This window comes from Sporichthya brevicatena, from assembly GCF_039525035.1.
GTDB lineage: Bacteria > Actinomycetota > Actinomycetes > Sporichthyales > Sporichthyaceae > Sporichthya > Sporichthya brevicatena.
The window spans coordinates 10,228-22,862 of the sequence record NZ_BAAAHE010000012.1 but is presented as its reverse complement, the minus strand read 5'-3'; the positions used below and the strand labels follow the sequence as shown (position 1 = coordinate 22,862).

Annotated in this window: 16 protein-coding genes and 1 tRNA gene; 7 read left to right on the top strand and 10 right to left on the bottom strand. The window is 71.4% G+C overall.

Annotated features, from left to right (window positions below; genetic code table 11):
- Positions 1-10 precede the first annotated feature (10 nt).
- Genes ABD401_RS08520 through ABD401_RS08505 form a run of 4 tightly spaced genes read right to left on the bottom strand, consistent with a single transcriptional unit; the run spans position 11 to position 1,767 of the window.
- Positions 11-391, bottom strand: a complete 381-nt coding sequence (locus ABD401_RS08520; protein WP_344603598.1) for a hypothetical protein — start codon at positions 389-391, stop codon at positions 11-13.
- A gap of 32 nt (positions 392-423) precedes the next feature.
- Positions 424-837 (bottom strand): hypothetical protein, encoded by a 414-nt coding sequence (locus ABD401_RS08515; protein WP_344603596.1) that lies wholly within the window; start codon positions 835-837, stop codon positions 424-426.
- Between the two features lie 10 nt (positions 838-847).
- On the bottom strand, positions 848-1,282 hold the full coding sequence (locus ABD401_RS08510; RefSeq protein WP_344603594.1) for a PaaI family thioesterase: 435 nt from the start codon (positions 1,280-1,282) through the stop codon (positions 848-850).
- Positions 1,279-1,767: a YajQ family cyclic di-GMP-binding protein gene (locus tag ABD401_RS08505; RefSeq protein WP_344603592.1), complete on the bottom strand. Its 489-nt coding sequence runs from the start codon at positions 1,765-1,767 to the stop codon at positions 1,279-1,281. Before ABD401_RS08505 ends, ABD401_RS08510 begins: the two co-directional genes overlap by 4 nt.
- A gap of 132 nt (positions 1,768-1,899) precedes the next feature.
- Between ABD401_RS08505 and ABD401_RS08500 the strand changes: the two genes are divergently transcribed.
- A tRNA-Tyr gene (locus ABD401_RS08500) sits at positions 1,900-1,980 on the top strand.
- 84 nt (positions 1,981-2,064) lie between these two features.
- Here the strand turns inward: ABD401_RS08500 and ABD401_RS08495 are convergent.
- A complete protein-coding gene (locus tag ABD401_RS08495; protein WP_344603590.1) occupies positions 2,065-3,273 on the bottom strand; it encodes an aminoglycoside phosphotransferase family protein in 1,209 nt (402 codons plus the stop codon).
- A gap of 94 nt (positions 3,274-3,367) precedes the next feature.
- Here ABD401_RS08495 and ABD401_RS08490 point away from each other — a divergent pair, with 94 nt between their 5' ends.
- A complete protein-coding gene (locus ABD401_RS08490; protein ID WP_344603588.1) occupies positions 3,368-4,039 on the top strand; it encodes a TetR/AcrR family transcriptional regulator in 672 nt (223 codons plus the stop codon).
- Here the strand turns inward: ABD401_RS08490 and ABD401_RS08485 are convergent.
- From ABD401_RS08485 to ABD401_RS08475, 3 genes are read right to left on the bottom strand one after another with little or no spacing between them, the layout of a single operon-like run.
- Positions 3,993-5,216 (bottom strand): MFS transporter, encoded by a 1,224-nt coding sequence (locus ABD401_RS08485; RefSeq protein ID WP_344603586.1) that lies wholly within the window; start codon positions 5,214-5,216, stop codon positions 3,993-3,995. The genes ABD401_RS08490 and ABD401_RS08485 overlap by 47 nt on opposite strands.
- A complete protein-coding gene (locus ABD401_RS08480) occupies positions 5,213-5,749 on the bottom strand; it encodes an NADPH-dependent FMN reductase (protein ID WP_344603584.1) in 537 nt (178 codons plus the stop codon). Before ABD401_RS08480 ends, ABD401_RS08485 begins: the two co-directional genes overlap by 4 nt.
- 57 nt (positions 5,750-5,806) lie before the next feature.
- Complete coding sequence (locus ABD401_RS08475; protein WP_344603582.1) at positions 5,807-7,165, bottom strand: NAD(P)/FAD-dependent oxidoreductase; 1,359 nt, start codon at positions 7,163-7,165, stop codon at positions 5,807-5,809.
- A gap of 84 nt (positions 7,166-7,249) precedes the next feature.
- Here ABD401_RS08475 and ABD401_RS08470 point away from each other — a divergent pair, with 84 nt between their 5' ends.
- Both ABD401_RS08470 and ABD401_RS08465 read left to right on the top strand, forming a co-directional pair.
- Positions 7,250-7,975 carry a TetR/AcrR family transcriptional regulator gene (locus ABD401_RS08470; RefSeq protein WP_344603580.1) on the top strand — a complete coding sequence of 242 codons (726 nt, stop codon included), beginning with the start codon at positions 7,250-7,252 and terminating at the stop codon, positions 7,973-7,975.
- Positions 7,976-8,021: 46 nt separating this feature from the next.
- A complete protein-coding gene (locus ABD401_RS08465; RefSeq protein WP_344603578.1) occupies positions 8,022-8,906 on the top strand; it encodes an META domain-containing protein in 885 nt (294 codons plus the stop codon).
- 6 nt (positions 8,907-8,912) lie between these two features.
- Here ABD401_RS08465 and ABD401_RS08460 read toward each other — a convergent pair whose 3' ends face one another.
- On the bottom strand, positions 8,913-9,455 hold the full coding sequence (locus ABD401_RS08460) for a GNAT family N-acetyltransferase (protein WP_344603646.1): 543 nt from the start codon (positions 9,453-9,455) through the stop codon (positions 8,913-8,915).
- 115 nt (positions 9,456-9,570) lie between these two features.
- Here ABD401_RS08460 and ABD401_RS08455 point away from each other — a divergent pair, with 115 nt between their 5' ends.
- From ABD401_RS08455 to ABD401_RS08445, 3 genes are all read left to right on the top strand, one after another.
- Positions 9,571-9,798 (top strand): hypothetical protein, encoded by a 228-nt coding sequence (locus tag ABD401_RS08455; RefSeq protein WP_344603576.1) that lies wholly within the window; start codon positions 9,571-9,573, stop codon positions 9,796-9,798.
- A gap of 79 nt (positions 9,799-9,877) precedes the next feature.
- Positions 9,878-10,510 (top strand): MarR family transcriptional regulator, encoded by a 633-nt coding sequence (locus tag ABD401_RS08450; RefSeq protein ID WP_344603574.1) that lies wholly within the window; start codon positions 9,878-9,880, stop codon positions 10,508-10,510.
- A 100-nt stretch (positions 10,511-10,610) separates the two neighbouring features.
- Positions 10,611-12,239, top strand: coding sequence for a pyruvate, phosphate dikinase (locus ABD401_RS08445; RefSeq protein WP_344603572.1), 1,629 nt, complete (start codon positions 10,611-10,613; stop codon positions 12,237-12,239).
- 116 nt (positions 12,240-12,355) lie between these two features.
- Here ABD401_RS08445 and ABD401_RS08440 read toward each other — a convergent pair whose 3' ends face one another.
- Positions 12,356-12,604, bottom strand: a complete 249-nt coding sequence (locus tag ABD401_RS08440) for an amphi-Trp domain-containing protein (RefSeq protein WP_344603570.1) — start codon at positions 12,602-12,604, stop codon at positions 12,356-12,358.
- Positions 12,605-12,635: the final 31 nt, after the last annotated feature.

Below are 12,635 nucleotides of genomic sequence, written 5' to 3'. Positions count from 1 at the left end.
ACCGGTTCGCCTAGAGGCGCGGGCAGAGGTCCTTCTGCAGGGTCCGGACGATGCTCTTCGCCGTCGCCTCGTCGACCTTCACCGAGCCGGTGCTGAACCGCTTGCGGGCCTCGGTGGCGGCCTTGGTCGCGTTCTCGTTCTCGATCGCCGCGCACACCGCGCGGGCGGAGACGAGGGCGCGCGCCGGGTCCTTGGCGAGCTCGGGGTCGATCGCGGCGAGCGCCGCGACGGCGAACGCCTCGACCGCCTTCTGCTGGGCCTGGGTGCCCGCCTGGCGGGCCTTGTCCTGGGCCTGGGAGATCGGGTCGTCGTCCCCGCAGGCGGTCAGGGCGAACAGGGCGGCGGTCAGCAGGACGGCGCAGCGACGGGTGGGGGTGCGTCGGGTCGGCATCCCCGCAACCTAGCCGGACCCTCCGGCCGGGATCAGAGGTCCGGGCAGATCTTCAGCTTGAGGATGCGGACGACGTCCTCGGCCTTCTGATCGGTGACCTGAAACTTGTCGTTGCTGAACCGCTTGCGGGCCTCGGCGCGTGCCGCGGCCTCGTCCTTCTCCTGCATCGTCGTGCAGATCGCGCGGGCGTCCTCGGTGGCGCCCTTCGGGTCCGCCTTCAGCTCCTCGTTGATGCCGCCGCACTCGAACCGGATCCCGCACAGGGCGCCGAACAGGGCGTCGACCGTGGCCTTCTGGATGGTCTCCTGCTGGAGCTGCTCGCTCTGCCGGCGCGCGATCTCCTGCGCCGACTGCTCGGGCTCGTCGTCGTCACCGCCGCAGGCGGTGAGGGTGAGGGCCGTCAGGGCCGCGGTCAGGGCGAGGGTGATGCGTGGGGGCGTCCGCATACCCCAGAACCTAACTCGGCCGGGTGATGAGCATCGTGGCGGTCCCGTGGCCGATGACCCGGCCGTCCGGGTCGGTCACGACCGCCTCGGAGCTGCCCACCCGCCGAGTGACGCTCAGTGAGCGTCCCTCCGCGCGCAGCAGGGTCCCGGCCGCCACGGGCCGGATCATCTTCACGGCCAGGTCGAGCGTCACGCAGTCGGCGCCCTGTTCCAGGTGGCTCGCGATCGCGCTGCCGGTCACGGAGTCCAGGAACGCGGCCAGGTAGCCCCCGTGCACCGCGCCGCGGGAGCTGAGGTGCCGCTCGTCGGGGCGGCCCTCCCAGACCACCCGCCCGACCTCGGCCTCGACCGGCCAGAAGTTGAGCGTGTCCGCCATCGAGTGCTGGTACTCGCCGGCGATCCAGTCCAGCAGGACCTGCAGGCCCGGCCGGCTGCCGAAGCTCACCGGTAGTTGACGAACTGCAGCGCGAAGTCGAAGTCCTGCTCCTTGAGCAGGGCGATCACGGTCTGAAGGTCGTCACGCTTCTTGGAGGAGACGCGGAGCTGGTCACCCTGGATCTGCGCCTGCACGCCCTTCGGCCCGAGGTCGCGGATGACCTTGGAGACCTTCTTCGCGTTGTCCTGGGAGATGCCTTCCTGGATCGTCGCGAAGATCTTGTACTCCTTGCCCGAGAGCTGCGGCTCCCCGGCGTCGAGGGCCTTCAGGGAGATCTGACGCTTGATCAGCTTCTCCTTGAAGACGTCCAGGATCGCCTTGACGCGCTCCTCGGACTCGGCCTTCATCTCGATCTTCTCGCCGGACCACTTGATCTCGGCGCCGGTGTTCTTGAAGTCGAACCGCTGGGTCAGCTCACGGCTCGCCTGGTTGAGGGCGTTGTCGACCTCCTGGCGGTCGACCTTGCTGACGACGTCGAACGACGAGTCGGCCACGGCGGTACCTCTTTCGTGTTGCCTCGGCGGCGGAGGAGGCGGGGGATCTGGCTGATCGAGCCCCTCCCGCCCTGCGGTATCCTTCCAAACCGCCGCGGACGCCCGGTTCACCGGACCGGACCCCGTGGCATCGGCAGGTTGCCCGAGCGGCCAATGGGAGCGGACTGTAAATCCGTCGCGAAAGCTACCCAGGTTCGAATCCTGGACCTGCCACCCTTCGGGAAACCGGCCCCTGACCTGCGCGAACAGGTCAGGGGCTGAGTGTTTCCGGGCCCCGGTCGGCGGGTGTCCCGACCCTCAGAGCCCGACCGTGCGGAACGCGTCGTTGTCCTCGATCGCGGCCGAGACTCGGCGCAGGACGGCCAGGCAGTAGGACTCCGGCTGCATCCGTGGTTGGTAGGCCGCGCGGCCGATGGTGAAGGCCCAGGCCGTGTAGGGGTAGAAGAGCAGTTGGCAGTAGGCGGTCCAGGCCTCGTCGAGGCCGGGTGGCCGGCCACCGTGCTCGACCAGGTGGTCCAGGTAGAACTCGAGCAGGTCGCGTTCCCAGGCGCGGCGGTCCTCGGGTTCGCACGCGGTGCTGACCAGGTACGCGAAGTCGTAGCTCCACCCGCCCTGCAGGACGATCTGCCAGTCGGCCAGTCCCATGCGCCCGTCGGCGGTCTCGTACGTCTGTCCGACGTGGAGGTCGCCGTGCAGCAGCGTCCGCGGTGCGTCGGTGGCGATGGTCAGGGCGCGCCGGGTGCCCTCCCACAACCGGCCCGCCTCGCCGTCGACTCTCTTCGCGAGCACGGCCCGGGCGCGCTTCATGCCCACGCGGCAGCGCGCCTCCATGGCGATGCAGGTGCTGATCGTGCGGAAATGCTCCTCCGGGGTCCGCAGTCGGGGCAGTTCCGGGTCGTCCCAGAAGGCGCCGTGGCAACGCGCCAGGTTCTGCAGCAGGTCTTCGAGTTGGGCCCGCGTCATCGGGGTCGTCGGTCGGGAGAACACCGCGCCCTTGCTCGCCGCGATGTCCTCCATGACCGCGACGGACTTCCAGGTACCGGTGTCCGCGGCTCCCCAGTAGCCGCGGGGAGCCTTCATCTCGACCCGCGGCCGGAAGTGCCGGAAGAACGTGGCCTCGCCGGCGATGGCCCCGGCGCCGCCCAGGATCATGCGCTGCCGGAACGACGCGGTCAGCTTCAGGTAGAGCTCGGTCGGCAGCCCGGCTTCGACCCCGACGTCGTTGTAGCGCAGCCGGAGCGCGACCCGCTCCGACGTTCCCGAGCTCCCGCCGGGTGTCGCGAACTCCGTGACCTGCGCGCCGGGGACGTCGCGGCACAGGACGGCGGTGAGCCAATCGGTGGTGAGGTCCTGAGCGCTGCCGGGGACGTCGGTGAGCTCGCGTGCCGGCTGTGGTCGCCACCGCTCGCGGACCTTGCTCGCGGCGACGGTGGTCGCCTGGCGAGCCAGTCCGGCACGGGTACTGGGCATGGGGGCGGGTCGCAGTTGTTCCTGCGTCGTCGACATCGGGGCTCTTCTCGTCGCCTCCGGGTTTTCACTAACAGGTGTTGTTGTAACACTCACAGGTGTTGTTGTAAAGGCGCCGGTATCTTCCTCGGTCATGACCTCGGAGGAGCACGTGAGCCCGCCGCGCCGCGGGCGTCCCCCGACGCTGTCGGCGGACGCGATCGTCGACGCCGCGATCCGCGTGGCCGACGTCGTCGGGCTGGAGGCCCTCAGCATGCGCCGGGTCGCGGCGGAGCTCGGCGTCGCCGTCACGACCGTGTACCTCCACGTGGAGAACAAGGAGGACCTGGTCAACCGCATGCGGGAGCGCGTGTTCGTCGCGATCACGCTCGAGCCCGACCCGGCGACGGGGTGGAAGGAACAGCTCTACGCCGCGCTCGACGAGCTGTACGAGACGTTCCGCGCGCACCGGAGCGGGATCGAGCTGACGTTCAGCTCGCCCGCGATCTTCACGCCCGAGATCCGTCGGGTCGCCGACGGTCTGGTGGCGATCCTTGAGTCCGGCGGGTTCCCCCGGGAGGGCGCCATCGACGCGCTCAACACGCTCCAGGTGTTCACGGCCGGCATGGCCCACCACGTGCACATCCAGAACGACCGCGCCGCCGAACTCCGGCGGAACATCGAGGCCGGTGCCAACCCGCGCTCCGGAGTCGTCCGCCATGCCCGGGCCTGGACCGTCCAGGTCCCGCACGACACCTTCACCACCGGACTCCGGCAGCTCATCGACGCGATGGCCGTCCGGTACGGGGTCGACCCGCGTTCCTGACGGACGGGGTCCGGTGCAGGGCGAGCAGGATCCCCGCGGCGAGGACGGCGGCGGTGAGGAACCCGGTGGTGAGAGAGGTCCGGTCGGAGATCGGGCCGAGGAGCAGGGGCGAGGCGAACTGCCCGAGGAAGACGGCGGTGCCGCTCAGTGCGGTCAGGGCGCCGCGGAGCTCCGGGGGAGAGGCGGTGCCGATGAGCACGGTCAGGGTCGGCATGGACATCCCCATCCCGACGCCGAACAGGGCGGACGCGACGACGACGAACGCGACGTGGCCGGTGCCGGCGAGGAGCAGGAACGAGACGGTCCAGATCGCGAAGGTCGCCTGCAGGATCTGACGGTGGGTGAGCTGCTGCCGGATCCGGCCGTAGACGAACCCCATCCCGATCATCGTGACCGACACTCCGAGGCCCAGGACGGCGATGACGAAGCTGTCGTGCACGCCGAGTTCGTCGATCCGCAACGGCAGGAACACCACCTGGGCGTAGAGCAGGACGCTCGTGCTCGCGAACAGGGCGTAGTAGCCGAGCAGGGGCCGGTGGTGACGGGCGACTCCCAGTGCCGCGCGGATCCCGGCGGTCGGGCGCTGCTCGGGGCGGTCGTCGGGGAGGGCCCGCAGCGCGGTGGCCCCGACGGCGACGCCGACGAGGTACACCCCGAACGGGGCGTGCCACGACAGCGTGCCGAGAGCCCCGCCGATCAGCGGCCAGCTCAGGGCCCCGACCGCGGTGGCGCTGGTCCGCCAGCCCATCACCCGGTCCTGGGCCGCGCCGCGGAAGAGGTTGAGCAGGCCGACCGTGCTGCCGGTGAACACCAGCGCGGCCCCGAGTCCGAACAGCACCCGCGACGCCAGCAGCGCGAGGTAGCTGTCGGCGAACAGACCCGCCCCGCCGGCGATGCCGTAAACCGCGAGGCCGATCGCCATCGGGCGGCGGACCCCGTGCCGGTCGATCAGCGTCCCCGCCACCGGACTCACGAGCGCTATCACGAGACAGTGCGCGGTGAGCAGCAACCCCGCCTGCGTGCCGCTCAGGCCGAGGTCGTCCCGGACGGCCGCGATGACCGGCGAGATCACGGCCGTCGCCATCACCGTCAGCGTCGAGGCGAGGAGCAGGACGGTCAGCGCACTGCGCTGACCGATCGTCAGGTTGACCGGCTCGGGGGCCGCCGTCGCCCTCATGCCGCGTAGGGGCGCGTGGCCCGGGCGGTGCGGAGGGCGTCGGCCCACCACAGCAGCTGATCCAGCAGGCGCTCCGCCGCGGTCTCGACCGCGTCCGTCTCCTTCGGATTGCCGTCGGCGTCGAAGGCCGCACTTGCACCCGCGAAGCTGACGGTCTCCCGGATCGTCATCGCGTGCAACTCGGCGAAGACCCCGCGCAGGGGTTCGACCGCGCGCAGACCGCCGGAGATCCCGCCGTAGCTGACGAACGCCACCGGCTTGGCGTGCCACTCCGGCCAGAGCGTGTCGATCGCCGTCTTCAGCGGCCCGGGGAACGAGTGGTTGTACTCCGGGGTGACGACCACGACCCCGTCCGCCGCGTCGATCGCGGCCGAGAAGCGGGGGCCGGGGACCCCGGGCTCCAGGAGGTCGACGACGTCGACCTCCACGTCCGGTCGGCGGGCGGCGAAGCCCGCGAACCAGTGCGCGACGGTGGGACCGAACCGGCCCTCACGGGTGCTGCCGACGACGACAGCCAGACGAATTCTCTCCATGCATCGCGACGGTAGAAGTTGAAGTGAACTTCAAGTCAAGCCGTCGAGACGCAGGAGTCAGAGCGAGGTGGCGCGGTTTCTCGCGGAGGCGGTACGCCGACGCTCGAAGAGCGCCAGCTCCTTGCGCCGCGCCACCTCGCGGCCGATGTCGCGACGCAAGGTGCGCGCGACCCCACCCCGGGACGTGGTGGGGTCACGCAACGCGATCGCGATCCAGCGGGCCAGCCGCGACGGCGTGAAGACTTCGTCGGCATTCCGTTTGCGGGAGAAGACGTCGAGCACCTCGCTGGGGCCACCGGGTTGGGCGGCGAACCAGGCGTAGGCGGCGTGCTCGATGGGGGAGACGTGGTCGGGGAGCCCGAGCCCGTTCGCCCACTGGTACATCGGCAGGCACTGCTGGTCGCGGTCGTGCTCCCACGCCTGCAGGGCCGAGGCCAGCTGTACCGGGTGGTCGAGCACGGGAGCGACCCGCTCACCGAGCAGGCGCCCGAACCGCAGGGCGTCACGGATGCCCTGCGCGGTGACGGGATCCTTGAAGTGCCCGGCGTCGCCGGCCAGGGCCCAGCCCGGGCCGGTTGAGTGGCGGAAGTAGGACGGGTGCTCGAACGAGCAGCGCACGTTGCTCTCGCGCTCGCAGCCGACCAGCCGCTCGCGCAATTGCTCGATGCTCGCCACCGTCTTCTCGTAGGCCTCGACGGACCGCTCACGGAACTCCTGCGCCCGGGACGTGGGCGGCATGAGCAGTACGACCGACTGCCCGCCGTCGCAGGGGAAGACCGTGACCAGTTCGTCGTCCTGCCGCCACTGCATCGCGCGGTCGCGCAACTCGGTGCGCGGGTCGCGGTAGTAGGCGTAGGCCATCATCCGGCCGTTGGGCCACTGGTGGTGCTCGGTCGTGCCCACCAGTCGCCCGACCGTGGAGCGTCGCCCGTCGGCACCGATCACGAGCTGAGCCTCGATGGTGCCGGTGCGGCCGTCGTGATCGGTCCACTCGACGCCGGTGACGCGGCCGGTCCCGTCGCGCAGCAGGCCCGTCACCCGGGTGCGCTCGCGCACCTCGGCCCCGGCCTCGCGGGCGGTCTCGATCAGTGCCATGTCCAGGCCGGGGCGCCGCACGCAGGACCCGAAGGCGAAGCCCTCGTAGTCGGTGTACGGGCCGAGGACCTCGGTGCGCGCCGTGGCGATCCCCGCGATCGGGTGCAGCGGGGGATCGAGTGCCATCACGCGGTCCAGCGCACCGAGCGCCGCGACCTCTGCCCAGTGGTTCGGGAAGAACAGGTGCGTCGAGAGCGTGTCGGACGGGAAGGTCGCGACGTCCAGCGCGATCACGGACCGGCTCCGACTGGCGAGGGCGATCGACGCGGCCGACCCGGCGCAGCGGGCGCCGACGACCACGACATCGGTGCGTTCGCTCATGGGCACAGACTGCCCGGTTCCCGGAGTGTTTTGCAAGACCGTTCAGTGAATGAATCTGTCTAAAAATCACTTAGACTATCCGGGATGACCGCCGAGCCCGCCGTACGCGACACCAGCGCCGCCGCCCGTGGCGAGCGGCGGCGGGCCCGCACGCGGACGGCGATCCTCGACGCGGCGGAGGAGGTCTTCCGCGCCCGCGGCTACGACGCGGCCCGGGTGGAGGAGATCGCCGAGCGGGCCGACATGTCGGTCGGTTCCATCTACCAGCACTTCGACGGCAAGCGCGGGCTCTACCTGACGTTGGTCGACCGGGCGCTCGAGCTCTTCACCGCCTACATGGCCCGCAGCGAGGACCCGTCCTTCACCCCGCTGCAGCGCGTCCTCGCCGGCGGGGACGCCTACCTGCGCTTCCACCGCGACCACCCCGGCGCGTTCCAGTTCCTCGCCTACCGCGCGCCGGGCGAGGACGCGCTCGCCGAGGACGACGCCCTCGAGGCCCGCGTCCGCGACCGCGTCGGTCTCCTGCTCGACCGGTTTGCCCAGCAGATCGACGCCGCGATCGAGGCCGGCGAGGCCCGCCCCGTCGACAGCGCGCGGATGACGCGCTTCCTCTGGGGGGCCTGGAACGGCGTCATCAGCCTGGGTCTCCAGCCCGACGGACTCCGCCTCTCCGAGGACGAGATCACCGAGACGCTCGAACTCGCCCGTTGGCTCCTGCGCGAGGGCCTGGCCGCGCCGGCCCTGCGCGACGAGAGCGGCGCGGTCGGCGACCGCGTCCCGTTGCCGTACATCGCCGCTGCCGAGGAGTGAACGAACCGCGGCGCTCGTCCGTCCTCTCCCCGACGAAGGGGAGGACATGAAGCGTCGTGCTGCGATCGCCGCCGGGTTGAGCCTGGCTCTCGCTGTCCTGGTCGGCTGTGCGGGGGACGACGACACCGTGGCCGAGGAGCCCGGGGCGACGTCGTCGCCACCCGCCGCGGCGGCCCCGGTCCTCCCGTCCCAGCTCGTCGGGACGTGGGAGGTCGAGGGCGCCGGCGTCGAGCCGGGGACGATGCTGATGTTCACCGCGTCCGAGGTCCGCGTCTTCGTGACGTGCGGCCTGATCGACGGGTCGTGGAAGGCCCTCGTCGGCGGCGCGTTCCTCGCCGACGCCTACAGCGCCTCCGGCGGCTGCCGGCCGACGAACAACAACTTCACCCCGGCCTGGCTGGAGCGCGCGACCGCGTTCGCCGTCGACGGCGAGGGTCGCGAACTCCGCGACTCCGCGGACGCCGTGGTCGTCTCCCTCGCGCCCGCGACGCGACGGCCGGACGTCCCGAAGTCGGTGATCCAGAGTTACGGCGACCCGCCGGTGCTCACCGATGCCGAGCGCGCCAAGCTCGACCGGCCGCTGCCGGAGTTCCCGGCCGGGGTCCGCCCGGCCGAGCGGTCCGAGCTGCTCGGTACCTGGGTCCGGCCGGGGGAGTCGGCCGACGGCGACAACTGGCCGTTCGTGACGTTCCGGACCGACGGCCGGTGGGTCGGCTCCGACGGGTGCAACGGGCTCGGCTCGCGGTGGGCCTTCGTCGACGGCGCCCTGTTGCTGGTCGACTTCGCGCAGACGCTGATCGGGTGCGAGAACGTCAACCTCCTCGACCGGGCCGTCCTCGCCGGGTTCGACGGCTCCACCCTCGTCCTGCTCGACGAGAACGGGACCGAGACCCACCGCGCCGTCACCGGGCCGGCCCCGAAGAAGAAATAAGGGGTGTCACCCCCGCGGTGACGGGAGAGGTTTGACCAGGACCGCGAAGGCGAGGTCGTCGCGGCGGGGGCGGCCGAAGCGCTCGTCGCCGTAGGGGAAGGGGCGGGTCTCGCCGGTCGGGGTGTAGCCGCGGCGGGCGTACCAGGCGATCAGGTCGGCGCGCTGGGTGACGACGGTGAGCTCCATCCGCCTCGCGCCGAGGCTGCGGGCGTGGGACTCGGCGTGCCGGAGCAGCGCGTCGCCGAGGCCGCCGCCCTGCGCGGCGGGGCGGACCGCGAACGTGCCGAAGTAGGCGGTGCCGTCCCCGCGGTCCGTCACGACGCAGCAGCCGCGCGGGCCGGCGTCGTCCTCGGTCAGGAACAGCGTCGTCCCCGGATCGGCGAGCTCCGCGCGGAGCATGTCCTCGTCGATGCGATTGCCGTCGAGCAGGTCGGCCTCGTGGGTCCAGCCGGCCCGGCTGGACTCGCCCCGGTACGCGGAGTGGATCAGGCGCTGGAGGCTCGGGACGTCCGCCGCGGTCGCGACGCGGATCGGCGGCGGCGCGGGCAGATCGGGCACGACCACAGGTCTACCACCGGCCGTCGAGGGGTGATTTCCGCCCGATTTCGTCCTCAATTGGACGGGAGGCGACGAATGAGTGGGACTAACGAGAGACACTGGAGTCATGAAGCCTCGCCGCGCTGCCGCGCCCCGGTCGTTCTCCAGCCCGCTCGACCGGGCGCCGGAGGTTGCTCCCGAGCCGGAGACCTTCGAGCTCGACGACCAGGTCTCCCACGACCAGCACGGCCTCGGCGTGGTCTCCGCCGTGGAACCCACCAGCGTCGTCGTCACCTTCCGGGGAGGGGAGCGGCGCCGCTTCCAGCTCCCGTGCTCGAAGCTCTACCGCCTCTGAACCCCGGGATCGGGGGCTCGGACCCCGGGATTGTGACGCCGGACATACCGCGCAAATAGTCGTGCGGCAAAATACCCGGATGGACACTTCCTCCCCCCGCCTGCTCGTCCTGCACGCTCTGCGTCTCTCCGGCTTTCTGTCGGTGGAGAAGCTCGTTCACCGCACCGGTCTGACCGAGGACCAGGTCACCGAGGTCCTGACGGCGGCGGCCGCCGCCGACGAGGTCAAGGAGCGCACCGGTCGCATCAGCGGCTGGATGCTGATGCCCGCCGGCCGTGAGGCGCACGCCGCGCTCCTGGCCGAGGAGCTCGCCGCCTCCGGCGCGAAGGCCGAGATCGAGCGGCTCGACGAGAAGTTCGTCGCGCTCAACGAGCCCTTCAAGGCCCTCTGCACGCGGTGGCAGATCATCGGCGACCCCGAGACCGGGACGCCGAACGACCACTCCGACGCCGCCTACGACCAGGCCGTCATCGACGACCTCGCGGCCGCCCACCCCGGCGTCCTCGAGCTGTGCGGCGAGCTCACCGCCGCGCTGCCCCGCTTCGGCCGCTACGCCCGGGACTTCGACGCCGCCCTCGCACGCGTCCAGGCCGGCGACATCAAGGCGTTCGCCGCTCCGATGAACGAGAGCTACCACGACGCCTGGATGGAGCTGCACCAGGACCTGCTGAGCACGCTCGCCCGTGAGCGGACCGCGGCCGACGGCCACTAGTTGCTCGATCGTTCTGTCTGGACATACTGTCTGACAGGTTTTGAGTCGGCGGTCCGCCGAAGGCATGTCCCCGTTTCTCGTCCCTGACAGGAGTTTTCGCATGGCCGCAGCGCCGGAGGTCTACGCGTTCGACCACCCGCACGAGGCCCCGCCGCGCACGCTGAAGGACCTGCTCGGCGGTAAGGGTGCGGGTCTGGCGGAGATGACGTCGGTGCTGAAGATGCCGGTGCCGCCGGGGTTCACGATCGCGGTGCCGGTGTGCCGGGCCTACCGGGCCGGGGGTTGGCCCGAGGGTCTGTCGGAGGCGATCGCCGAGCATCTGGCGAAGCTGGAGGCGACGCTGGGCCGCCGGTTCGGCGACCCGGCCGACCCGCTGCTGCTCGCGGTCCGCTCCGGTGCGGCGTTCTCGATGCCCGGGATGATGGACACCGTCCTGAACCTGGGCCTGAACGACGAGACCGTCGCCGGCCTCGCGGCGGCCTCCGGCGACGAGGAGTTCGCCTTCGACTCCTACCGCCGGTTCCTCATGAGCTACGCGAACACCGTCCTGGGGGCCGAGCTGAAGGAGCCGGCCGAGGCCCACGACGCGGGCACCTCGGCCGCGGCCAAGCTGGAGGCGGTCAAGGCCCTGCTGGCCGGGGCGAACGTGCTCGTCCCGTCCGACCCGCGCGAGCAGCTGCGCGGCGCGGTCGAGGCGGTGTTCAAGTCCTGGGACTCCCCGCGGGCCAAGGCCTACCGGGCCCGGGAGAACATCGACGAGAACCTCGGCACCGGCGTGAACGTGCAGGCGATGGTGTTCGGCAACTACGGCGACACCTCCGGCACCGGGGTGGTGTTCACCCGCAACCCGAACACCGGGGAGAACAAGGCCTACGGCGACTTCCTGCCCCGCGCGCAGGGTGAGGACGTCGTCGCCGGCATCGCCCGGACCCTGGACATCTCCGAGCTCGGCACCCACCTGCCCGGCACCGACACCGTCCTCGCCCAGCACCTCGCCGAGCTCGAGAAGCACTACCGCGACATGTGCGACGTCGAGTTCACCATCGAGCGCGGCAACGTCTGGATCCTGCAGACCCGCGTCGCCAAGCGCGGCGCCGTCGCGGCCGTCCGCGCCGCGGTGCAGATGGTCGACGACCCGGTCATCGCGCTGACCAAGGCCGAGGCCGTCGCCCGCGTCACCCCCGAGCAGCGCGAGGCCGCGCGGGCCGAGATCCTCGCCGGCGTCTCCACCGGCGGGTCCGGTGGTCCGGCGATCGCGACCGGCCTGGGTGCGTCCCCGGGCCGGGTGCACGGCAAGGCGATCTTCAACGCCGACGACGCGGCCGACGCGGCCGACGCCTCCGACGACCCGATCATCCTCGTCCGCGAGGAGACCAGCCCCGAGGACGTCCACGGCATGGGCGTCTCCGCCGGCATCCTCACCAGCCATGGCGGTCTGGTCTCCCACGCCGCCGTCGTCGCCCGCGGCTGGGGCATCCCGGCCGTCGTCGGCGCCGGTGACCTGACCGTCACCGACGACGCCGCCCTCGGCCCGGACGGCACCGTCCTGTTCCGCGCCGGCGACGTCATCACCATCGACGGCAAGACCGGCGAGGTCTGGCTCGGCCAGAACACCGACGAGGCGAGCGAGGGCGGCGGCAGCGACACCGCCGCGGCCGCGGGCGAGGCCGCCCTCGCCCACGAACTCCCCGAGCTCGCGATCCTGGAGTCCTGGGCCGCCGAGCTCTGATCACCGGGCGCGCGCCCCGACGTCACAAAAGGGTGACACCCCTTACTGCGCAGTAAGGGGTGTCACCCTTTTTTGACAGGGGTGGGGGCGGGGCAGGTCAGGTGGGGCGGGGCAGGTCAGACGGCGTCGTCGGTGTCGGGTTCCTCGACGTCGGCGAGCTTCCACTTCAGCTGGAACTCGACCTCCTCGACCTCGCCCTCGCGCTCGTGCTCGACGCTGATCTGGGCGTGGCGGGGGACGGTGAACCGTTGACCCGCGATCTGGATCCGGAAGGGCTTGCCCGACTCCAGGGCGTCCGCCAGGCGGCGGAGCTTCGCCGCGAACTCCGGGACCGTGTAGTTGCGTTCGACATCGCGATCAGCCATGGGCACATCCTGGCCCACGCCCGGCTCAAAG

What these genes read in the sequence shown, in the direction of transcription:
- ABD401_RS08520 (WP_344603598.1), bottom strand. Translation starts at nt 391, where the DNA reads ATGCCGACCCGACGCACCCCCACCCGTCGCTGCGCCGTCCTGCTGACC.
- ABD401_RS08515 (WP_344603596.1), bottom strand. Translation starts at nt 837, where the DNA reads ATGCGGACGCCCCCACGCATCACCCTCGCCCTGACCGCGGCCCTGACG.
- ABD401_RS08495 (WP_344603590.1), bottom strand. Translation starts at nt 3,273, where the DNA reads ATGTCGACGACGCAGGAACAACTGCGACCCGCCCCCATGCCCAGTACC.
- ABD401_RS08490 (WP_344603588.1), top strand. Translation starts at nt 3,368, where the DNA reads ATGACCTCGGAGGAGCACGTGAGCCCGCCGCGCCGCGGGCGTCCCCCG.
- ABD401_RS08485 (WP_344603586.1), bottom strand. Translation starts at nt 5,216, where the DNA reads ATGAGGGCGACGGCGGCCCCCGAGCCGGTCAACCTGACGATCGGTCAG.
- ABD401_RS08480 (WP_344603584.1), bottom strand. Translation starts at nt 5,749, where the DNA reads ATGGAGAGAATTCGTCTGGCTGTCGTCGTCGGCAGCACCCGTGAGGGC.
- ABD401_RS08475 (WP_344603582.1), bottom strand. Translation starts at nt 7,165, where the DNA reads ATGAGCGAACGCACCGATGTCGTGGTCGTCGGCGCCCGCTGCGCCGGG.
- ABD401_RS08470 (WP_344603580.1), top strand. Translation starts at nt 7,250, where the DNA reads ATGACCGCCGAGCCCGCCGTACGCGACACCAGCGCCGCCGCCCGTGGC.
- ABD401_RS08465 (WP_344603578.1), top strand. Translation starts at nt 8,022, where the DNA reads ATGAAGCGTCGTGCTGCGATCGCCGCCGGGTTGAGCCTGGCTCTCGCT.
- ABD401_RS08455 (WP_344603576.1), top strand. Translation starts at nt 9,571, where the DNA reads ATGAAGCCTCGCCGCGCTGCCGCGCCCCGGTCGTTCTCCAGCCCGCTC.
- ABD401_RS08450 (WP_344603574.1), top strand. Translation starts at nt 9,878, where the DNA reads ATGGACACTTCCTCCCCCCGCCTGCTCGTCCTGCACGCTCTGCGTCTC.
- ABD401_RS08445 (WP_344603572.1), top strand. Translation starts at nt 10,611, where the DNA reads ATGGCCGCAGCGCCGGAGGTCTACGCGTTCGACCACCCGCACGAGGCC.
- ABD401_RS08440 (WP_344603570.1), bottom strand. Translation starts at nt 12,604, where the DNA reads ATGGCTGATCGCGATGTCGAACGCAACTACACGGTCCCGGAGTTCGCG.